This window comes from Chitinophaga pollutisoli, assembly GCF_038396755.1.
Lineage (GTDB): Bacteria > Bacteroidota > Bacteroidia > Chitinophagales > Chitinophagaceae > Chitinophaga > Chitinophaga pollutisoli.
Genome location: NZ_CP149822.1, coordinates 3,775,299 through 3,797,544, shown reverse-complemented (window position 1 = coordinate 3,797,544; position 22,246 = coordinate 3,775,299). Strand labels below are relative to the sequence as shown.

General features: G+C 54.8%; 19 protein-coding genes. 9 read left to right on the top strand and 10 right to left on the bottom strand.

What is annotated here, in order from left to right; all coding sequences use genetic code 11:
* Positions 1–7: 7 nt before the first annotated feature.
* From WJU16_RS15985 to WJU16_RS15970, 4 genes are read left to right on the top strand one after another with little or no spacing between them, the layout of a single operon-like run.
* Positions 8–457 (top strand): hypothetical protein, encoded by a 450-nt coding sequence (locus WJU16_RS15985; RefSeq protein WP_341834486.1) that lies wholly within the window; start codon positions 8–10, stop codon positions 455–457.
* A 45-nt stretch (positions 458–502) separates the two neighbouring features.
* On the top strand, positions 503–2,062 hold the full coding sequence (locus WJU16_RS15980) for a helicase HerA-like domain-containing protein (RefSeq protein ID WP_341834485.1): 1,560 nt from the start codon (positions 503–505) through the stop codon (positions 2,060–2,062).
* 43 nt (positions 2,063–2,105) lie between these two features.
* Positions 2,106–2,468, top strand: a complete 363-nt coding sequence (locus tag WJU16_RS15975; protein WP_341834484.1) for an SdpI family protein — start codon at positions 2,106–2,108, stop codon at positions 2,466–2,468.
* A gap of 4 nt (positions 2,469–2,472) precedes the next feature.
* Positions 2,473–3,519, top strand: a complete 1,047-nt coding sequence (locus tag WJU16_RS15970) for a Gfo/Idh/MocA family oxidoreductase (protein WP_341834483.1) — start codon at positions 2,473–2,475, stop codon at positions 3,517–3,519.
* Between the two features lie 4 nt (positions 3,520–3,523).
* Here WJU16_RS15970 and WJU16_RS15965 read toward each other — a convergent pair whose 3' ends face one another.
* From WJU16_RS15965 to WJU16_RS15955, 3 genes are read right to left on the bottom strand one after another with little or no spacing between them, the layout of a single operon-like run.
* Complete coding sequence (locus WJU16_RS15965) at positions 3,524–5,428, bottom strand: ATP-dependent DNA helicase RecQ (RefSeq protein WP_341834482.1); 1,905 nt, start codon at positions 5,426–5,428, stop codon at positions 3,524–3,526.
* A 3-nt stretch (positions 5,429–5,431) separates the two neighbouring features.
* Positions 5,432–6,037 carry a trimeric intracellular cation channel family protein gene (locus WJU16_RS15960; protein ID WP_341834481.1) on the bottom strand — a complete coding sequence of 202 codons (606 nt, stop codon included), beginning with the start codon at positions 6,035–6,037 and terminating at the stop codon, positions 5,432–5,434.
* 38 nt (positions 6,038–6,075) lie between these two features.
* Positions 6,076–8,184 (bottom strand): cation-translocating P-type ATPase, encoded by a 2,109-nt coding sequence (locus WJU16_RS15955; protein WP_341834480.1) that lies wholly within the window; start codon positions 8,182–8,184, stop codon positions 6,076–6,078.
* 241 nt (positions 8,185–8,425) lie between these two features.
* Here WJU16_RS15955 and tsaE point away from each other — a divergent pair, with 241 nt between their 5' ends.
* Positions 8,426–8,887, top strand: coding sequence for a tRNA (adenosine(37)-N6)-threonylcarbamoyltransferase complex ATPase subunit type 1 TsaE (gene tsaE / locus WJU16_RS15950; RefSeq protein WP_341834479.1), 462 nt, complete (start codon positions 8,426–8,428; stop codon positions 8,885–8,887).
* Between the two features lie 46 nt (positions 8,888–8,933).
* Positions 8,934–10,151: an alanine dehydrogenase gene (locus WJU16_RS15945; protein ID WP_341834478.1), complete on the top strand. Its 1,218-nt coding sequence runs from the start codon at positions 8,934–8,936 to the stop codon at positions 10,149–10,151.
* Positions 10,152–10,201: 50 nt separating this feature from the next.
* Here the strand turns inward: WJU16_RS15945 and WJU16_RS15940 are convergent, their stop codons facing one another.
* From WJU16_RS15940 to WJU16_RS15920, 5 genes are all read right to left on the bottom strand, one after another.
* Positions 10,202–11,425 (bottom strand): hypothetical protein, encoded by a 1,224-nt coding sequence (locus tag WJU16_RS15940; protein ID WP_341834477.1) that lies wholly within the window; start codon positions 11,423–11,425, stop codon positions 10,202–10,204.
* 24 nt (positions 11,426–11,449) lie between these two features.
* Positions 11,450–11,989 carry an undecaprenyl-diphosphate phosphatase gene (locus WJU16_RS15935; RefSeq protein WP_341834476.1) on the bottom strand — a complete coding sequence of 180 codons (540 nt, stop codon included), beginning with the start codon at positions 11,987–11,989 and terminating at the stop codon, positions 11,450–11,452.
* A gap of 17 nt (positions 11,990–12,006) precedes the next feature.
* Entirely contained in the window at positions 12,007–12,231 is a 225-nt protein-coding gene (locus tag WJU16_RS15930; RefSeq protein WP_341834475.1) for an undecaprenyl-diphosphate phosphatase, read from the bottom strand.
* Positions 12,232–12,298: 67 nt separating this feature from the next.
* Complete coding sequence (locus WJU16_RS15925) at positions 12,299–12,550, bottom strand: DUF3098 domain-containing protein (protein ID WP_341834474.1); 252 nt, start codon at positions 12,548–12,550, stop codon at positions 12,299–12,301.
* 20 nt (positions 12,551–12,570) lie between these two features.
* The gene (locus WJU16_RS15920; protein ID WP_341834473.1) at positions 12,571–13,443 is read right to left on the bottom strand and encodes a permease-like cell division protein FtsX; all 873 of its coding nucleotides are present in this window, start codon (positions 13,441–13,443) and stop codon (positions 12,571–12,573) included.
* Positions 13,444–13,614: 171 nt separating this feature from the next.
* Here WJU16_RS15920 and leuS point away from each other — a divergent pair, with 171 nt between their 5' ends.
* Complete coding sequence (gene leuS, locus WJU16_RS15915; RefSeq protein WP_341834472.1) at positions 13,615–16,392, top strand: leucine--tRNA ligase; 2,778 nt, start codon at positions 13,615–13,617, stop codon at positions 16,390–16,392.
* Positions 16,393–16,805: 413 nt separating this feature from the next.
* Positions 16,806–19,967 (top strand): S41 family peptidase, encoded by a 3,162-nt coding sequence (locus tag WJU16_RS15910; RefSeq protein ID WP_341834471.1) that lies wholly within the window; start codon positions 16,806–16,808, stop codon positions 19,965–19,967.
* A 607-nt stretch (positions 19,968–20,574) separates the two neighbouring features.
* Here WJU16_RS15910 and WJU16_RS15905 read toward each other — a convergent pair.
* Positions 20,575–20,769 carry a hypothetical protein gene (locus WJU16_RS15905; RefSeq protein WP_341834470.1) on the bottom strand — a complete coding sequence of 65 codons (195 nt, stop codon included), beginning with the start codon at positions 20,767–20,769 and terminating at the stop codon, positions 20,575–20,577.
* 10 nt (positions 20,770–20,779) lie between these two features.
* Positions 20,780–21,067 (bottom strand): hypothetical protein, encoded by a 288-nt coding sequence (locus WJU16_RS15900; protein ID WP_341834469.1) that lies wholly within the window; start codon positions 21,065–21,067, stop codon positions 20,780–20,782.
* Positions 21,068–21,288: 221 nt separating this feature from the next.
* Here WJU16_RS15900 and WJU16_RS15895 point away from each other — a divergent pair, with 221 nt between their 5' ends.
* Positions 21,289–22,140 (top strand): endonuclease/exonuclease/phosphatase family protein, encoded by an 852-nt coding sequence (locus WJU16_RS15895; protein WP_341834468.1) that lies wholly within the window; start codon positions 21,289–21,291, stop codon positions 22,138–22,140.
* Positions 22,141–22,246: the final 106 nt, after the last annotated feature.

Here is a 22,246-nt window from a genome sequence, read left to right as displayed (position 1 = left end):
GAAACATATGCAAAACATCTTACGCACACTGCCCGTAGCCGCAGCTATCTTTATCACCGCCTGCAACAGCGGCGGAACCGGCGCCACGCAAAACACCGCCGCCATACAGGATTCCCTCGCCATCGATTCACTCAGCACCGAAGTGATGGCCATTCACGACGAAGGTATGGCCAAGATGATGGTCATCCGCCGCCTCCGCACCCGCGTTGCGGAAATCACCGATTCGCTGGGCAAGAAAAAGGCCGACACCACCGCTTACCACACCGCCGGCTCCATGCTCGACAGCGCCAACAACGCCATGAACACATGGATGCACGGGTACGACATGGAAATGACAGGTAAAGACAACGCGCAGAAAAAAGCGTACCTCGAATCCGAAAAGCAAAAGATCAGCACCGTGAAAGACCTCATGCTCAAAAGCATCGACGAGGCTAAGATCCTGCTGAAAGAACAATAATCAAATCCGCAAACCGCTATATCTATCTTCACGAAAACCGATCGCATGTCTCGACAGGAAACTTTCAAGCAATACATCAACAACGGATACACGTTCAAAGGCGAACATTTTAAACTGGGATGCGCCATGCTGGATGGCGAAGTCGTAACAGGGGCCGACGTGTTCCTGCCACTGAAAACCCTCAACCGCCACGGCCTGATCGCCGGCGCCACGGGAACGGGTAAAACCAAGACCCTCCAGGTGATCGCCGAGGGCCTCAGCGACGCCAGCGTGCCCGTGCTGATGATGGACATAAAAGGCGACCTCAGCGGCATCGCGGCGGCAGGAGCTTCCAATGCGAAGATAGAAGAGCGGTATGCCAAAATCGGCGGCTCGTGGACGCCCGCCGGATATCCCGTGGAACTGCTCACGCTAAGCCACGAGAAAGGCACGCGCCTGCGGGCCACCGTCAGCGAATTCGGGCCGGTGCTCCTTTCCAAAATATTGGAGCTTAACGATACGCAAGCGGGGCTCGTGGCCATGATCTTCAAATATTGTGACGACAATAAATTGCCACTGCTCGACCTGAAGGATTTTAAGAAAGTTTTGCAGTACGTGAGCGACGAAGGCAAGAAAGAACTGGAGAAAGATTACGGCAAGATTTCCACCACTTCCACCGGCACCATCCTGCGGAAAGTGATAGAGCTGGAGCAACAGGGCGCCGCGCTCTTCTTCGGCGAAAGGTCTTTTGAAGTCGACGACCTCATGCACATCGGCGACGACGGCCGCGGCGTGATCTCCATCGTTCGGGTGGCCGACATCCAGGATCGCCCGAAGCTCTTTTCCACCTTCATGCTCAGCCTGCTCGCGGAATTGTACGCCACCCTTCCGGAAGAAGGCGATATGGACAAACCGAAGCTGGTCATGTTCATCGACGAGGCGCACCTCATCTTTCAGGAAGCCAGCGATGCGTTGCTGCAGCAGATCGAAACCATCGTGAAGCTCATCCGCTCGAAGGGCGTGGGCATTTTCTTCTGCACCCAAAACCCGATGGACGTGCCGCCTTCCGTGCTGGGCCAGCTCGGCCTCAAGGTGCAGCACGCCCTGCGCGCATTCACGGCCAACGACCGCAAAACGATCAAGCAAACGGCGGAGAACTATCCGTTGTCCGATTTTTATAAGACCGCCGAGCTGCTCACGCAGATCGGCATCGGGGAAGCGCTGGTGACCTGCCTTAGCGAAAAAGGCACACCCACTCCCCTGGCCGCCACCATGCTCACTTCTCCCCGCTCCCGGATGGATATCCTCAGTGATGCGGAGCTGGATGCGCTGGTGGGCAAATCCAAACTGGTCCGCAAATACAACCCCGAGATCGACAGCGAAAGCGCTTACGAAATACTAACGGCCAAACTGGAAGAAGCCGCCGAGAAATCGAAAGCGGAGGAAGAAGCGAAGCCCGCGTCAAAAGGCCGTCAAAAAGAAGAAAAAGGCCTGCTGGAATCGGTACTGACCAGTTCAGCCGCCAAACAGGCCGGCCGTACCGCCGCCAACATCATCACGCGCAGCCTGCTGGGCGCGCTGGGTTTGGGAGGCAGAAGCAGCAAGAAAGGTTCCAGCTGGTTTTAGGAATCGCTGCCGGTTGTAAAGCATCAATTCAAAAGCAAAATTTATGGTGCTGATCATTCTTTTGATAGGACTGATTTTTACGATCATGGGATACATCTTCGGGAAGTTCCCGCCGAAAAAGATCAATCCCATTTACGGTTACCGCAGCCGCCGCTCGATGCGGTCACAGGCAGCGTGGGATGCGGCGCAGGTGTATTCCTCCCGCCAGATGCGCAACGCGGGAATGGTGGTGCTGGCGCTGTGTATTCCCGTATGGCTCACCAGCGATGTGGAACTGACCTATGTGCCCGAAGTATGGGTGATCGTGCTGCCGCTGCTGTTCAGCATCGTTCCGGCGGCCGTTGTCATTGTCAATACCGAGAACTATCTTAAAAAGCATTTCGACGATACGAAAAAAAACAACTGAAGATATGTCAACACCCATCAAGACCGGACTTTGCTCCTACGGACACAGCGGATACGCGTTCCACGCGCCCTTCCTGCATGTGCACCCCGGCTTCGAACTGACGGCCGTTACTGAACGCAGCAAACACCTCGCGCAGCAACGCTATCCCTACGTGAAGATCTACCCGGACGTGATGTCCATGATCAACGATCCCGCGCTCGAACTGATCATCGTTAACACCCCCAACTACTCCCACTACGAATACACCAAAGCCGCGCTCCTCGCGGGGAAGCACGTAGTCGTGGAAAAGCCGTTCACCGTGAATTCCGCCGAAGGAGAAGAACTGATCGAACTGGCGAAAAAACAGAAAAAACGCATCATCGTATACCAAAACCGCCGTTACGACAGCGATTACAAGATCGTCCGGAAAGTGGTGGAAGAAGGGCTCATCGGCGATGTGCTGGAAGTGGAATTCCACTACGACCGCTTCAAGGAAGAACTGAGCTATAAAAAACATAAAGAAGCCGCTTCGCCCGGCACTGGCGTGCTCTACGACCTCGGCTCCCACCTGATCGACCAGGCGCTGACCATCTTCGGCATGCCCGAAGCGGTGTTCGGCGATATTCGCATCATCCGGAAAGACTCCGTGGTAGACGATTACTTCGAACTGCTGCTCTATTATCCCAACTTACGGGTACGCCTCAAATCCAGCTATCTCGTGAAGGAAGCGCTCCCGGCCTACATCCTGCACGGCCGCAAAGGTTCTTTCATCAAAAGCAAATCCGACATCCAGGAAGCGCTGCTCATGAAAGGCGTGCTGCCCGATACACCGGATTGGGGCGCGGAAGCACCGGCAGAATGGGGCCTGCTCCACACCGAAGCCGACGGGATCATCAGAAAAGAATTCCTGCCTGGCGGCAACGGCAATTACCTTGATTTCTACAAAGGGGTGTACGCCGCCATCCGCGAAGGAAAAGCCAATCCCGTTACACCGGAAGAAGGATTGAATGTGGTGAAGGTAATTGAAGCGGGCGCTCTCAGCAGTAAGGAACGCCGCGTGGTAACATTATAATATTTCAGGGCTTTGCCGCGATGAGGAACCCGTCTCCGTCGCGCAGCACAAGCCCTTCGGCGATGAGGAATTGCAGGGTTTCCAGGATCCTGCTTTCCTCTGCGTCGAGTTTTTGCATGAGGGCGGGCACGCTCGTTCTTTCTCCCAGCGCCGCGAGGATCGCTTTGGCAACTTTGCCGAACTCCCCAGGCTTCAGTTTCCCTTTGCTTTCTTTCACGCACACATCGCAAACACCACACTTTTCGGCGTCTTTTTCCCCGAAATAACGTACCAACTGGCGCGTGCGGCATTCGTCGGCGTTCTGCGTATAGCGCGTGATGGCGTTGATCTTCGCTTCCATGACTTTCTTACGTTGCGCGAGGCGCTCCATATCGATCCGGAGCTGCTGGGCGCGGGGGCGCTCCTGCAGGAAAGATAACTGGGGACTGTCTTTCCGCGGATAATACCGGATAACAGCCTGCCGGTGGAGCTGCTGGAGGTTATCGATGATCTCATCTTCGGTACAGCGCAGGATGCGGGCCATTTGCTTTTCGAAAACGGGGACCGCGAAATCCAGAATGCCCTGGTAGGTGCGCAGCATGGACTTGATGAGCTGGTCGAGCCGGGGATTGATGGTTTCGTATTCGAAGAGCGTTTCGCGGTTGGTGATGAATTCGACTTTGGAAGGCATGTATACGCTTTCGCTGAGTTGCCAGACGCCCTCCTGCTCGATGATGCGGATCGCGCTGTGCGCCACGGCCACATTGAGTTTGAAGCGTTGTACGAATTCATTGAAATCGAAATCGAAATACACGCCTTCCACTCCGCCGGCGGGTGCCTGGAGGTAATTCACCACGCACTGGAAGACTTCCCGGATGGTGTCTAGATCGGGAAACTGCTGTTCCAGCCGCACTTTCATTTGTTCGAGATCGTTGGCTGTGTAAAGCAATACGGCGAAGGCTTTCTGTTCATCGCGGCCGGCGCGGCCCGCTTCCTGGTAGTAGGCCTCGATGCTGTCGGGCACGTCGGCATGGATAACGAGGCGTACGTCGGGCTTGTCGATGCCCATGCCAAAGGCGTTGGTACATACCATCACGCGCGTTTCGTTGCCGATCCAGGCGGCCTGGCGGTTGTTGCGTTCTTCGTTGGAAAGCCCGGCGTGGTAATAATTCGCTGAAATTCCCTGTGCAGTGAGGAGCGCTGCCAGTTCCTGCGTTTGCCGGCGGTTGCGGCAATACACCACGGCAGTGCCGGGCACCCTGTCGAGGATGTTTTTGATGCGCAGGGATTTGCTTTCTTCTTCCAGCACGCTATACGAAAGATTCGCGCGGGCGAAGCTTTTGATGTAGATATGCGGTGCGCGGAGTTGTAACTGGATGCAGATATCCTTTTGTACGGCGGGCGTTGCGGAAGCGGTGAGCGCCAGGATGGGCGCGTTGGGGAACTGGTCGCGGATATTGGCGATCTGCAGATAGGCGGGCCTGAAGTCGTAGCCCCATTGCGAGATGCAATGCGCCTCGTCGACGGCGATCAGCGTGACGGGCAGCACTTCGCAATACCACAGGAAGCGGCGGCTCTGCAATCTTTCCGGCGACACGTACAAGAATTTGATTTCTCCTTCCCGCGCCAGCGCCAGCACTTTTTCCACATCTTTCGCCATCATCCCCGCATAAATCGCAAAAGCCGGAATGCCGCGGCGGTTCAGGTTTTCGACCTGGTCTTTCATCAAAGCGATGAGCGGCGTCACCACGAGGCAAAGCCCTTCCTTCATCATCGCGGGCACCTGGAAGCAGATGGACTTCCCACCGCCGGTAGGCAACAGTGCCAAAGTATCGTTCCCCGACGCCACGGACTCCACGATTTCCTGCTGCATGGGCCGGAAAGCGTGATAGCCCCAGTATTTATGTAATATCGATTGTGCCGTAGACATGTATTATTGCTTCTCCAGGTACGGCAACGACCAGCCTTTCCGCAAAGCTGTGAGCCTGATTGTGATTACAAGAATGATACTGGCCACCATGTTCCAGTCCTGGTCCACGCCCAGATGCCGGAGCCCGATGTACAGCGCCGCGCCGGCGAGGCAGGCGGTGGCATAGATCTGGCGGCTGAAGATGAGCGGGATTTCGTTCACCATCATATCGCGGATCACCCCGCCGAATATGGCCGAGATCATCCCGAGTATGACCGCGGCCCAGGGATGCACCCCGAACGCCAGCGCCTTCTGCAGGCCGATTACGGTATAAAATCCGATGCCCAGCGTGTCGAACAGGAAAATGGAACGGCGGTACCGCAGGAACCGCGCGCGGAAAAGGATCGTAACCCCTACGCCGAGCACGATGGCGATCACGTATCGCGAGTCGTTCACCCAAACCGGCCGTGTTCCCAGGATGAGGTCGCGCATGGTGCCGCCGCCAATGGAAGTCACGAAGGCGGTGAAGCTCACCCCGAAAATATCGTGGTACATCTTCTTGTCCCAGGCTGCCAGCGCACCGGAAATGGCGAACACAAAAGTGCCAATGAGGTCTAACCAGTATATCATTCACGAACGGATTTCGATATACGAATTAACGACAATTTTTAATGGCTTACACGCTTGAAACGAAGGCGCACGGAATTGATGGCCAATACAACGTCGGACAGGCCCATTACCAGCGCGCCCACGATCGGGTTCAGGAAACCGAGCGCGGCCACGGGAATGGCTACTACGTTGTAAATGAAGGCCCAGAAAAGGTTTTGCTTGATGGTAAGATAGGTATGTTTGCCCAGCCCCATGGCGAGCGGGAGCGCGCCGAGATGGTTGTTCAGCAGGATCACGTTCGCGCTCTGCATGGCCACCTGCGTGGAATCGGAGAGTGAGATCCCGATAGTCGCCTTTGCCAGCGCCGGCGCGTCGTTGATGCCGTCGCCGACCATCGCGGTGGGATCTTCCTGCATGAGCGCGTCGATTTTCTCCAGCTTTTGTTTAGGCGACTGCTCGGCGAACCATGCGTCGATCCCCAGTTCAGCCGCCATTTCGCGGCATTTGCGCGTGGTGTCGCCGCTGAGGAGGATGGTGCGGATGCCGGCGTTTTTAAGGCTTCCGATAACGGTTTTCGCTTCGGGTCGCAGCTCGTCGGTGAAATCAAGCCAGCCGGCCAGGGCGCCGTTTTTGAGGAGGTAGATGTTATGGGAATCGTCGTTGGTCAGGTCTTGGGCCATGAGATACGATCCCAGCTTCCATTCATTGCCTTCTTTATCGCTGGCCTGCATGCCGAGGCCTTTCACTTCGCGCACCTGGCGGATCGTGGTTTCCGGCGTACCTTTCCATGCCGCGGTAATGGAGCGTGCGATGGGGTGGGAAGAATATTTTTCGAGGCTAAAAACCAGCGAACGGAAGGTATCGTCATCGATACCGATGGCTTTCCACTGGCCGATGCTGAGTTTGCCGGTAGTGAGGGTGCCGGTTTTGTCGAACACGATCTGGCGGATGTTGCGGAACTGTTCGAGCGTGTTGGCGCCTTTGATGAGGATGCCGTTGCGGGCGGCCCTTCCCAGCCCTACCATCACTGCTGCAGGCGTGGCGAGCCCCATGGCGCAGGGGCATGCGATCACCAGCACGGCGATCGCCCGCATCATGGCTACCTGCAGCTCAGTGCCGCCGATGAAATACCAGCCGAGGAACGTCAGCACCGCGATTCCCAGCACCAGCGGCACGAAGATGGCGCTGATCCGGTCGGCCAGCTTTTGCATAGGCGGTTTGTTGCCCTGGGCCTGTTTTACGAGGTCGATGATATAGGAAAGCACCGTGTCTTTCCCGGTGGCGGTAATGTAAACTTTCATGGAGCCGTCTTCCAGGATGGTGCCGCCGATGACTTTATCTTTCTCCTGCTTGCCTACCGGCGCGCTTTCGCCGGTGATCATGGATTCGTTGACGTGACCGGAGCCCCAGTAAATGGTGCCGTCCATGGGAATTTTATCGCCGGTGTTAACGAGCACGCGGTCGCCGGGCCGGAGGGCGCTGTTGTCGACTTCATCGATATGTTCTTCGCCGTTTTCGTGCACATGCAGGCGGCGGGCGGTGGTATGTTGCAGGCGCGCCAGCTCCGCGATGGCCGTGGTGGTGGATTTGACGGAACGTTCTTCCAGGAGGTTCCCCAGGAAAACGAGCGTCAGGATGGCGGCGGTGGTTTCGAAGAAGAGGTAATCTTCCCCGAGGCCCTGGAGGGCGCCGATGAGGCTGTAGGCGAAGGCAGCGGTGGCGCCGAGGGTCACGAGCACGTCCATATTGGCGACGCCGTTGCGCAGCGAGCGGAAGGCGCTTTGCCCGAACCAAGTCATGCCCACGACGTATACCGGTAAAGTGAGGGAAAATTGTACCCAGGGGTTATGGAGCCAGTGCCAGCTGACTATCATATGCAGCAGCAGCGGGGTGGTGAAGATGGCGCAGAAAATAAACCGGAAGGTAAGGGTGGCATAGAAAGGCTGCCGGCGGGCCTCCGCACCGGGGAGCACCACTTCATACCCAAGATGATTGATGCCGTTGATCACTTCCTCCGCGTCAGCCCCCTGTGGGAGGTTGAAGCGCAATTCTTCCGTGGCCACGCTGATCGCCACATCTTCCATGCCTTTATTCTCGAGGTATTTGGAGATGGTTAGCGCGCAGCTGGAGCAATTCATGCCCTTAACTTTGCAACTGATCGTTTCCATACCGTAAAATTACCACCGAATGCCCGCAAACCCAGCAGTTTTTAATGCAACAGCGGTGCTATTTCCGCACCTACAGCGCGCTTCCGGGCTTTCGGCGCAGCATTTCGCCAAACACTGCCGATTATTGCAACATCCTTGCTTTTCCCATATCGACCCCGCCGTCAAACCCTTGAAAAACACTATAAAACGGCCTTAAGTGGCCGGGAATCGCTAAATTTATGCTCCGATAAGGGAAACACGTATGAAATTGACTTTTTCTCTGGAAGATTTACCGGAAGCAGCCCGCCAGTTTTGGGCCAACTTCCCCAAAGCGCGCGTTTTCGCGCTCAACGGCGACATGGGGGCGGGCAAAACCACCTTCATCAAAGCCCTCTGCGCAGCCAAAGGCGTAAACGGCGCCACTGCCAGCCCCACTTTTTCCATCATCAACGAGTACAGGTATAAAGACGGCCGCGAACAGGACCGGATCATCTACCACCTGGACCTCTACCGTCTCAAAAATCTCGAAGAAGCCGTGGAAGCCGGCGTGGAAGACTGCCTGTACCACCCCTCCGCCATCTCTTTCGTGGAATGGCCCGACGTGGTGAACGACATCCTGCCCGCAGATACCGTACATATTTACCTTTCCGTTACGCCGGGCCAGCAACGTAATCTGGTGGCAGGTTCTGCCCATCCGGGGGAATTCCATCCTTCCCTGCAATAATAAACGTAACTTTGAAAGCGACCCTAACATACAACTGTCATTAATTATGGAGCATAGGCCAAAACCTGTTGTGAGTGCCGGTTTTACGTATTCACCGCTCGAAGAAACGCTGGACATCCCGCAAAAGAATTCCCGCCTTTTTATCGGGATACCGAAGGAGACGTCTTTCCAGGAAAACCGTATCGCGCTGACGCCCGACGCGGTCAGCATCCTGTCAAACCACGGGCATCACATCGTTGTGGAACACAAAGCGGGCGACGGTTCGCATTTTTACGACACCGACTATTCGGAAGCCGGCGCGGAAATCGTGTATGACAAGAAGGAAGTCTTCAAAGCCGACATTATCGTTAAATCCGCTCCGTTGAACGACGAAGAGATCGAGCTGCTGCACCCGCACCAGATCGTTATTTCCCCGATACATTTATCCATGTTACGGGCGGAGCAATTGCAGAAGATGATGGATAAACGCATCACGCTGCTGTCTTTCGAAAACCTGAAAGACGATTCCGGCACTTATCCCATCGTGCGCGCCATGAGCGAAATCGCGGGATCCGCGGTGATGCTGATCGCCGGGCAATACCTGAGTACGAGCAGCCGCGGCAAGGGAATCCTGCTGGGTGGCATCACGGGGATCCCGCCAACGAAAGTGGTGATCATCGGCGCGGGGATCGTGGGCGAATTTGCCGCGAGAACTGCGCTGGCGCTCGGTTCCTCCGTGAAAGTGTTCGACAATAACATTTACAAACTGAAAAGGCTCCAGAATAACATCGGCGTCCGCGTTTTCACTTCCGTGATCCAGCCGCGGGTGCTCGCCGATCAGCTGCGGACGGCCGACGTGGCCGTTGGCGCCCTCTCCTCCCAAAGCGGCAGGACGCCCATCGTAGTCAGCGAATCGATGGTAAGCAATATGAAAACCGGCTCCGTAATCGTGGACGTGAGCATCGACCGCGGCGGTTGTTTCGAAACATCTGAAGTCACCACGCACGAAAATCCCGTCTTCAAAAAATACGACGTCATCCATTATTGCGTGCCCAATATCCCGTCGGGGTTTGCCGGTACGGCGTCGCAGGCCATCAGCAACGTGCTCATGCCGCTGCTCATCGAAGCGGCAGACGACGGCGGGTTCGAAAACCTCGTCTGGATCAAGCGTGGCGTCAGGAACGGGATTTACCTGTACAAAGGCGCACTCACCAATTATCACCTCAGCGAAAAATTCAAGCTCAAATACACGGACCTTGAACTCCTCCTCGCCGTGAAAGGATAAAAAAAGGCTGACCATTCCGGTCAGCCTTTTTCCAATATCATCACGCCCTGTTACTGGCGGAGAATATACCGCACGAGGACCTGCATGGTATTGGTCCTGGCATTCAACAAAATGTAATCTTCGATCGCATAAGACGGTTTGATTCGCAGTTCCGCGTTCAATCTTTGATATCGCACGCCCAGACCGGCAACAATCGGCATGGTGAGTTGCCTGCCTCCGCCCAAAGCATCCGTGGTAGTGTAGTTGCCCTCGCGTCCATAAATATCGGTTCCTTTCCCCACCTTCGCCATCAGCCCCATGCCGCCATTGATATAAGGGCGCAGCTGGCCGAGCGGATAAGTGTACCGGAGCAGCACCTGGAGGCTCATGTAATTGAAGTTCACATCTACTTTATCGCGCTTGCCGTCGCTCTGGAATTTGATGTTATCATATACCAGCTCCGTATTGAGGGAAAATTGCTGGCGGCGGCGTGAAAGCGGCAGGTCCAGGAACATGCCGAACGTCGGGGAAACACTGCCCTTGATACTGTTCCTCGCCACCATATGCTCTCCGGTTAATTTAAAACTATTGAATGATCCACCGGCCATTACGCCAAACATCGCACGCATGTGCTTATCTTTTTTAGGCGCTTCCACAACCGTTCCGGGAAGTTTGCAGGCGGTGTATCGCAGGATGGCTCTGGTGAGTTGATCTGTCCGGTAATCCAGCGCATCATAGTTGGTTTTGGTTTTGCAGTCGCCCATGTAAAGCGTCAGTTGCTGACGGAAATAGTTGAGCACCTGGAGCTTTCCGTTAAATACGGATTCCGGGTTGCTGATATACCGCGATTCGCGGATGAGGTGCAGCACGGTATCCTGGTCGCGGATAGCGAAATGCTGGCGCATCCTTTTATCGGTATACAGCAGCAATTGAATGGGGCCTTGCAGCATGATGCGGTAGAAAAAATGGCCTTCGGCGAATTCCCGCGGGCGATCGGATGAGAGATACTCAACGGTTTCGTTGGTGATATCGAGTTTGGTATGGATGGATGTATACGTTTCGTTGTTTTCGTGGATGCGGAAACCGGACAGCTTATCCGCGGAATAATTGGTAACGGCGCCGCTGTGGCGGAAATTGACGGACAGAGGCTCCGCGTCCCATTTGCGGTAATCCATTTCGCCTGCGAGGCTGTCGCCCGAAGGGAAAATAATAGTGGCGGGCACGTATTGCTGTTGGGCGAACGCGGGGCTGATGAACAGCAACAATGCCATGACGAGGTAAAGGGATGATTTCATGACAAGGGATTTGTTGTTGATATATTAACGATGTAAATAAATGGTCGCGATAATGATGATGCCTACCACGATGCGATAATAGCCCCACATTTTAAAACCGAACTTCTGCAATGTCCCGATAAAGAATTTGATGGCGAGCATCGCCACGATGAATGCCACTACGTTGCCGATGAGCAGCAGGCGGATATTATCGGGTGAGCTGGTGAGGATTTCGTGGTGTTTCAGGAGTTTGTACCCTGTGGCTGCGGCCATGGTGGGCACGGCGAGGAAGAAGGAGAACTCAGCTGCGGCGTGGCGGGTCAGTTTTTGCTGCATGCCCCCGATGATGGTGGCGGCGCTGCGGCTTACGCCGGGGATGAGCGCGATGCACTGGAAAAGGCCGATGCGGATGGCGCGGAAATAATCCATTTGTTCGTCGGACGTGATGGTGGGGTTGCGGAACCATTTATCCACGAACAGCAGCACGAAGCCGCCCAGCAGCAGGGAGATGCCTACAATGAGGGGGCTTTCGAGCCAGAGATCGATCTGGTCGGAGAAGAGGTAACCCATGATGAGCGCCGGCATCACACCGAAAATGAGTTTCAGGTAGAATTGCCATTTGCCGAAATCGAAGAATTTTTCCAGTACAGCACCACCACCGCGAGAATCGCTCCCAACTGGATGGCGACTTCGAAGAGCTTGGTGAACTCGTCTTCGTTGATGCCCATGATACTGCTGGCGATGACCATATGGCCGGTGGAGGAAATGGGGATGAATTCGGTCAATCCTTCGATGATGGCTATAATAACGGCTTCTAAGGTGCTCATATTCAAATAAAGAAAGCGATGAGGGTTTCATCGCTATGATTAAAAATTCGGGTTACGGTGTTTAAAATCAGGCTTTCGGCTTTCTCATGATGGCCCAGGCTTCCACGGCGAGGCCGAGGAGGATCACGATGGGCGCCAGGGTGATACGGCGGAAGCTGTACACTTCTTCCGGAGAAAAGCGGGTGGGATCGTCGGAGCTGCCGCCCATCATCAGGAGGAACCCGATCACGATCAGGACCACGCCTGCCAGCATGAGCTGGTAATTGCCTTTCCCGAAGAGGGATTTGGAGGTAGACGGTTTGCTGACTTCTTTAGACATATCGGTAGATTAAGTTTGAATCAATATAAATCGTCGAGTTTCAGTTTGAGGTATTTCATCACGGAGCGGTGGGTGCTCAGGAGGGAAATACCGATGCCAAGCACGATGAGCCCCAGGAACAGGAGCCCCGTCAGCCAATAATCGCGCATCCCCCGGAGGCCCGGCAGGGCGGATTCCGAAAAATAAATCAGGGCGATCAGGCAGGCGATAGCCAAAATTGCGCTGATACCGCCGTTGATGATGCTCCGCCTGTCGAACGGCTTGGCAATGAACCATCGCGTAGCCCCCACCATCTGCATCGTTTTGATGAGGAAGCGGTTGCTGTACATGGCCAGGCGGATGGTATTATCAATCAGGAAAAGTACCACGATGGCCATTAGCGCACTGATCACCAGCAATACGATCCCGATTTTCTTGGCGATTTCCAGTACTTCGGAAACGAGCGACTTCTGGTAATACAGCTCCCGCACCGTGGAACGCGCCTGGATCTGCTGCTCGATGGCCTTCAGGCTGTCGGGCTGCACGTAGCGGGCGTACAGGCTGATGTCAATACTGGCATACAAGGGGTTGAAGCCCAGCACGGCGAAATTCTCCTCCGGGTTCTCCCGTTTGAACTTCTCCGCCGCCATTTCCTTCGACACATACTGGATTTTCTTCACATAAGGCATCACTGCCAGGGAATCGCGGAGGGAAAGCGCCTGGTCTTCCTTTACATTATCGCGCAGGATCACCTGCAGCTCTATATTTTCCTTGTAATACTCGCTGAGATTCTTGGCATTGATCATGAAAAGACCCAGCACACCCAGCAGGATGAGCACGAGGGTCACCCCGATGATCGAATATATATAAGAAGGCTTCGATTTCTTTGCTGACAGTTTCCCTGGTTGAGCCATTCGTCTATAGTTTAGGAGCGAAAATAATAAAAATTGGGAGTTATGTTTACTTTTGCCATCCCAAACGGCATTTTAACATTTTTTATTATATGCATAAGTGCCGGTTGGAAAATCTTTTGTGAATAAGTAATTTACAATAAACCGCCCGGCCATCCCGGGCTTTTGATGATTATGGAGTACAATTTCAGGCAACTCGAGCGGAAATGGCAGGACCACTGGGTGAAATCCGGCGCTTACAAAGTCAGCAACGACAGCAGCAAACCCAAATGCTACGTGCTGGACATGTTCCCCTACCCCTCCGGGGCGGGCTTGCACGTCGGGCACCCCCTCGGTTTCATCGCATCGGATATCTATTCCCGTTACAAACGGCTGAAAGGCTATAACGTATTGCACCCCATGGGGTACGACGCGTTCGGTCTGCCGGCGGAGCAATACGCCATCGAAACCGGCCAGCATCCCGCCGTTACCACCGAAGCCAATATCAAAACCTTCCGCAAGCAGCTCGACAACATCGGGTTCAGCTACGACTGGTCCCGCGAGATCAATACCAGCGAGCCCGCTTATTACAAGTGGACGCAACATATCTTCCTGCAACTTTTCGGCAGCTGGTACAATCGCCATGCCGCAAAAGCGGAAAGCATCGAAACGCTCGTGCGCATTTTCGAAACCGAAGGCAACCTCCACCAGGATTGCCCCGGCGATCGCGGGCTCCGGTTCAGCGCCGACACCTGGAACGGCTGGACCTATGAGGAACAACAACAAACCCTCATGGAATACCGCCTCGCATACCTCGCCTACGCCGAAGTGAACTGGTGCCCCGCCCTGGGAACCGTGCTCGCCAACGACGAGGTCATCAACGGCGTGAGCGAACGCGGCGGCCACCCGGTTATCAAAAAGAAAATGCGCCAGTGGTTTTTGCGCATCACCGAATATGCGGACCGCCTCCTCGAAGGACTGGAATCCGTCCAGTTCAGCGAAGCCATGAAAGACATGCAGCGCAACTGGATCGGGAAAAGCCAGGGCGCGGAAATCAAGTTCAACGTGGCCGGCAGCCTCGATAACATCGTGGTGTACACCACCCGCCCGGATACCATTTTCGGGGTGGACTTCATGGTGCTGGCGCCCGAACATGAGCTCGTGGAAAGCATCACCTCCGGAGAGCAGGCCAAGGCCGTGAGCGATTACCGCGAATACGTGCAAAGCCGCTCCGAGCGCGAGCGGATGGCCGAAGTGAAACAGATCACGGGGTGCTTTACCGGCGCTTACGCCGTGAATCCGTTCGACGGCCGCAAAATTCCCATCTGGATTTCCGAGTACGTACTGGCCGGCTACGGTACCGGCGCCATCATGGCAGTGCCCTGCGGCGATGCGCGCGATTTCGGGTTTGCGAAACATTTCAACATTCCCATCACCAATATCATCGGCGACGCCTTTAACGGCGAAGAAGCCAATGCCACGAAAGACGCCGTGCTCCAGAACAGCGACTTCCTCAACGGCAAGCCCATGCGCGAAGCGATGGACCTGGTAACCGAAAAGATCGAGCAGTTGGGCATCGGCCGCCGCCAGATCAACTTCAGGATGCGCGATGCGGGCTTTAGCCGGCAGCGTTATTGGGGCGAGCCTTTCCCGATCGTGTTCCGCAACGGCGTTCCCGAAGCAATGGATCCCGCCGATCTGCCGCTGGAATTGCCGCATGTGGAGAATTACCGTCCGGGTGAAGAAGGCGAAGGCCCGCTGGCCAACGTGACCGAGTGGGTGAACCTGCCTTCGGAGCCGGGCACGTCGTTGCGCCGCGAAACCAATACCATGCCCGGTTACGCCGGATCCAGCTGGTATTTCCTCCGGTATATGGATCCGCAGAATACGGAAACGTTCTGCGACCGGAAGGTGTCGGATTACTGGGGACAGGTGGATCTGTACATCGGGGGCACGGAACATGCCGTGGGCCATTTGCTGTACAGCCGTTTGTGGACAAAGGTATTGTTTGACCTGGGGCACATCGGCTTCGACGAGCCTTACCGGAAACTGGTGAACCAGGGGATGATCACGGGCAGTTCCCGTCTCGTGTACCGCGTTCGGGGAACGAACCAGTTTGTTTCGGCGGGACTGAAAGACAAGTATGAAACCGACGAATTGCATGTGGATGTGAATATTGTTGACGGGGTGGAACTGGATACCGAAGCGTTTAAAAAATGGCGCCCGGATTATTCCAATGCACAGTTCATCCTGGAAGACGGCAAATATCTCTGCGGTACGATCTCCGAGAAGATGAGCAAGAGCAAATTCAACACCGTGAACCCGGATATGCTGGTAGATAAGTTCGGCGCCGATACGTTCCGGATGTATGAGATGTTCCTGGGGCCGGTGGAACAAAGCAAGCCCTGGGAAACGAAGGGGATTGAAGGGGTGCACCGTTTCCTGAAGAAAACCTGGCGTTTGTTCTTCGACGAGAATAAGGGTTTGATCGTGAAAGACGAAGCGCCTACGGCGGAAGAACTGAAAACACTTCACCGTACGATCCGTAAGATCGATGAAGACTGCGAGCGCCTTTCGTTCAACACGGCGGTAAGCGCGTTTATGGTGTGCGTCAACGAACTGACGGATCAGAAATGCAGCAAAAAAGCAGTGCTGGAGCAGTTACTCATCTTGCTCACGCCGTACGCGCCGCATATGTGCGAAGAACTCTGGCAAGCCATCGGCAACAGCGGTTCCGTACTGGACGCGGCGTTCCCGGTGTTTGAAGAAAAATACGTGGTGGAATCCGTGAAGGAGTACCCTGTATCCGTAAACGGCAAGCTCCGTACAACGATCAATATCGCCCTCGATGCGGAAGCCGCGGAAGTGGAGAAGATCGCGCTGGCGAATGAAGTAGTGCAGAAATGGCTGGAAGGGAAACAACCCAAGAAAATCATCTTCGTGAAAGGAAAAATGATCAATGTGGTGATATAAACATCACTTGGCGATACTTGAAAAGCCGGTCTTCCCGACCGGCTTTTTTTATGCAAACGATGGGCAGGACAAGCGAAATTCGGGTAAAATTGACAGCTTGAAGATGATAGTATTTTGACGTGACAAAAGATGGAAGGCAACAGATGCGGGATTATAAACTGAAAAGCGCGTTCAAACCCGGTACGGTAGGGCCGACATGAGTATAAGATGAGCGAAGGCAAGGCGGAGAGGAGGCGGACTTGAGGTGGACTTGAGGTGGACTTGATGCGGACATAAAGCAGGTGAATATATCATCATAAGATACCCTTCACCCCAAAACCAAAAATGTTCTGAACCCGCATGGCGGCGTGATAAATGGTTTCCGGTTACCCGGATTCCTCACTATCTTACTGCCCATAAACCACCTCGCTATTATGAGACCACTTTACCTGGGCGTTTTGGCCGCGGCTTTATCCCTGCCTGCCGCTGCCCAACAATCCGACACGTATTTCACCTCCTCTCCCACGCTCACCCCTGATGGCCAAACCGTTATATTCAGCTTCGAGGGCGATCTCTGGAAAGCAGATATTCAAAACCCGCAGGCCACCCGCCTCACCGCCATGCAAGGCAACGAATCCCTCCCCAGCGTTTCGCCGGACGGGAAATGGATTGCCTTTACCGGCACCCAATTCGGCCGGGCAGATGTTTTCATCATGCCCATCAACGGCGGCGAAATCCGCCAGCTCACCATGCACGAGGCCAACGACCTCATGGACTCCTGGAGCTGGGATTCCAAATCCATTTACTTCACCTCCAACCGCTCCGGCAACGCCACGAGCTATAAAGTGGGTATCGACGGCGGCACTCCCGTCCGCGTATTCCCCCATTACTTCAACCTGATCCACAACCTCTCCGAACACCCCTCCACCGGGGAGCTGTTCTTCAACGATACCTGGGAAAGCTCATTCGCCGCCAACCGCAAACGGTATAAAGGCGACTTCAACCCCGATATCCAGTCGTACAACCCCGCTACCAAAAAGTACAAGCAGTACACGGATTACCGCGGCAAAGACCTCTGGACCACCATCGACCGTAAAGGCAATATCTATTTCGTTTCCGACGAAGCCAACGGGGAATACAACCTCTATACTTTCGCCGGCGGACAGAAAAAAGGCCTCACCAAATTCAACACTTCGATCAAACGCCCGGCTGTCAGCGCTTCCGGCAACAGGATCGTGTTTGAAAAAGACTACCAGATCTGGTCGTACGACGTAGCTTCCGGCAAAACGGAGAAAATCGCGCTGCAAATCTTCCGCAACCCGGTGCTCGCCAAAGAACAAGCGTTCGACGTCCGCGACAAAATCTCCAACTTCGACGTATCGCCCGATGGCAAGAAGCTCGCGTTCATCTCGCGCGGCGAAATCTTCGTGTCCGACATCGAAGGGAAGTTCGTGCGCCAGCTGCCCCTCAGTGGCGAAAGAGCCCTGGAAGTACTCTGGCTCGCCGACAACAAGACGCTTCTCTTCAACCAGACGCTCAACGGCTACCTCAACCTCTATACCATCCCCGCCGATGGCAGCGGCACCGCCAAACAACACACCAGCGACAAGAGCAATAACCGCGACATCGCCATGAACCACGACCGCACACAGGCCGTGTACCTCAGCGGGCGCGACCAGGTGAAGATCATCGACTGCAAATCCCTTCAATCGCGCACCATCGCCAGGGACGAAATCTGGGCTTTCCAGAGCGTGCAGCCGAGGTTTTCTCCCAACGGTGAGTATGTCGTATACACCGTGCGCCGCAATTTCGAGCACGACATCATGGTGCATAACCTGAAAAAGAATACCACCACCAACCTCACCAACACGGGTGTTTCCGAAGTGGATCCCTTTTGGTCGCCCGACGGAAAGTACATTTACTTCGCCTCCGCCCGCACCAAGCCTTCCTATCCTTTCGGCATGATCAACCCCAAGATCTACCGCCTGCCGCTCGACAAATTCGACGAACCATTCCGCTCAGAGAAGTTTGACGAACTGTTCAAAAAGAAGGAAGAGGATAAAAAGAAAGACGACAAAACCGCTTCCAATAAATCCGACAAAAAATCCGACAGCGCCGACGCGCCGAAGACGCTCGCCCTCAACACCAACCGCCTGATGCAGCGCATCCAGCAGGTATCTCCCGACTTCGGTTCTCAATACGGCCCGTACTGGATCACCAGCAAAGGTGATAAAACCACTGTATTCTTCGGTTCCAACCATGAAGGCAGGGGCACGCTCTACAAGATGGTGACCGAGCCGTTTGAAGAAACCAAAACCGAAAAAATCAACGGCAGCGAACGCTTTGATGGCAACGTGGTGGAAGTGGACGGCAAACTCTTCGCCCTAGCCGGCGGCAACATCGTTAAACTGAACGCCGACGCCAACAAGATCGATCCCATCAATATCAGCCAGACATTCTACCGCAACCTCCGCGACGAGTTCCGGCAGATTTATTACGAAACCTGGGCCAATGTGGAAGAAAACTTCTACAACGCCGACTTCCACGGCACCGACTGGAGCCGTCTGCGCGATGCGTACAGCCGCTACCTCCCGTATGTGAACAACCGCTCGGATCTGCGCGTCCTGATCAACGACCTGCTCGGCGAACTGAACTCCTCCCACCTTGGTTTCAATTCTTCCGGCAATGAAGAGCGCATCAACCTCGCGTACCAGACGATGGAAACGGGGATCCTCTTCGAAGAACAACAACCTTACACCGTTCGCAGGATCGTGGAAAACAGCAATGCCGACAGGGCAGGCATCGATATCCGTCCGGGTGATGTGCTGACGCAGGTAAACGGCAAGAAGGTAGATCCGAAACAATGCCGCGACCAGTATTTCACCCGCCCCACCATGGAGCGTGAAGTGCTGCTCACTTTCGAGCGCGCCGGCAAAACGTTCGACGTGCGCTTGCATCCGCAAAGCCCCGGGGACCTCAATGGCCAGCTGTACGACGAATGGATCTACGGCAATGAACTGAAAGTCGACAAGCTCAGCAACAACCGTATCGCCTACACGTACATGAAAAACATGGGCGGTGGCGAATTGGATAAATTTCTCATCGACATGACCGCCAAAATCGGCGACAAAGACGCACTCATCCTCGACCTCCGTTACAACACCGGCGGCAACGTGCACGACGAAGTGCTGAAATTCCTGTCGCAACGCCCTTACCTGCAATGGCAGTACCGCGAAGGCAAACCCTCCCCGCAGCCGAACTTCGCGCCGGCGGGCAAACCCATCGTACTGCTGATCAACGAGCAATCGCTCAGCGACGCCGAGATGACCGCCGCGGGCTTCAAAGCGCTGAAGCTCGGCACCATCATCGGCACCGAATCCTATCGCTGGATCATCTTCACCTCCGGCAAAGGACTGGTGGACGGTTCCTTCTATCGCCTCCCCTCCTGGGGCTGCTACACACTCGACGGCAAGAACCTCGAGAAAGAAGGCGTGGCACCCGATATCTACGTAAAGACCACCTTTACCGACCGGCTGGAAGACAAAGACCCCCAGCTCGAGCGCGCCGTACAGGAATTGCTGAAAAGCCTCCGTTAATACGTACACTGCATTTTTCATATCAGGACCGGCAGGAATGCCGGTCCTTTTTTATAGCTGCTTATGTCCGCTGCAACATCCGCGCCCGCGAAGCACCCTTGCCCGGGGAAACCCGAGACAACAAGCGCTCCGGCATGGAATGAAACGGCAACATCTTACGTGATTTCCGTCAAACAGATGCATCCATGGTTTTCTATGCATGGTTTCTTTCACGCTAATTTCTTGATCGCATCTTTCAATCATCAATTCCGTCAGCATCCTGCATCAACTATGCGTTGATTTTCCTGCCGGAGCAACGGCATGCTCATAAAGTTCCTGCAACTTACTTCGGCGGGTTTCGCGGCTACTCGCGCTGTAGCGTTCCAAATATCATCCAGCTCACGTCAACGGACATGGCTACTTATTAAAGCCTATCCATTTAACCAGCAATGCAATGCATACATCGTCGATACGCAAAACGAATGATGTAGCTGTACTATTCCTTTACCGGCTGAATACATTGCTATTTCGCCATAGCCACGCCATTGAACGGGTATAGCGTACAAACTACAGGACCGCTACGTCTCCCCCGCCAGGTAAGCCTCCAGCTCCTCCCTCGCCACGCCCATCAACCGCAGTGCATGCCGAATGGCAAACGGCGGAACCGGATCCACCAGTCGCGCCAGCACCACCGGCCTGCTCCCGCGCCCCCCTCCCATTGCTCATGCCCACCCGGCAATAGCCGGAAACGATAACCCTTCAGGCAAAGGAAATCCCGGAACGTATCCAGCGATACGTCCACATTGCAAACTCCTTTCCGCATATATTTGATTTTATGTAACCGCCTTCCCCTCCCGCGCGATCCCCGTTTCCACCATCAACCCAAACGCCCGCATCACCGCGCCCTTTTTCATATATCCCAACACTTCCCGCAATTGCCCATACGACATCACCGGCGCATGCCACATGTCTTCCCCTTCCACCCATCCGCCTTCCCGCACTTCCACTTCCAACTTCCCACCCATCCACACCGTCCTCATATACACCCCGCACACCGCCTCCAGGCAACGATAAGCCGCCTGCCGCGATTTTCCATACCCCAACAAACCCAACGCAGGCACATACACATGCCAATATCCTCCCCTATCCTGAAACAATAACCCGGCAGCCCGTACACGGCTCCCCACCGGCCCCTTCTGTACTATGCGCATCGTCTTCATAAAAATGTGCTGATACCAAAACTAGGGGGAAAGATGGTCATGGCGAGGAAAAAAGGGTGAGGATATCTCAGAGTTAACGACAATATCTCCGAAAAACGAAGAATGTGTAGTATTTTTCTTGCATGAAAAGATTTATGACGCTATTCCTCGCCGCTTTCACCTGGTTACAGACGCATGCGCAGGACCGCAGCATCCAGGTCATGACGTTCAACATCCGCATGAACACACCGAAAGACAGCATCAACGCCTGGCCCAACCGCAAGGACCGCCTCGCCTCCCAGGTCCTCTACCACCGCCCCGCGCTCCTCGGCGTGCAGGAAGCCCTCTGGGAACAAATGCTCGACCTCAACAACGCACTTCCGCAATACAAATACCTCGGCGTAGGCCGCACCGACGGCGACAAAAAAGGGGAATTCTCCGCCATCTTCTACGATACCACCCGCGTCAAACTACTCGAATCCCACACCTTCTGGCTCTCCGAAACACCCGATAAAATCGGCGCCAAAGGATGGGACGCCGCCATCGAACGCATCGTTTCCTACGGGAAATTCCGCGACAGAACGACCGGCAAAATCTTCTACCACTTCAATACCCACTTCGATCATATGGGCAAAATCGCCCGCCGCGAAAGCGCCAGGCTCCTCATCGAAAAAGTTGCCGCCATCTCCGGCAAACTCCCCGCCGTTGTAACCGGCGACTTCAACGCCACGCCTGGCGACGAGCCCATCCGCGTGATCGTGGATGCGCAAAACCCGCTTCACCTGACCGACGCCAAAGCCATTAGCCAAACGCCGCATTATGGCCCCACCGGCACTTTCAACGGATGGCGCGCACATGAAACCAGCAGCGAGCCTATCGATTATATCTTCCTCAAAGGGCCATGGAAAGTGCTGCAACACGCTACTATTTCCCAAACCTGGAAAGGCCTTTTCGCTTCGGACCATTTCGCCGTGATCGCGAAACTCCAACTTTAATACAATACGCTCAAATACTATAGGGCGGGCCTTTCATGGCTCGCCCTTTTTTTGCATAAAAAAACGAGCCGGTTCGCGGCTCGTTTTCCTTGATATAACTGATTTT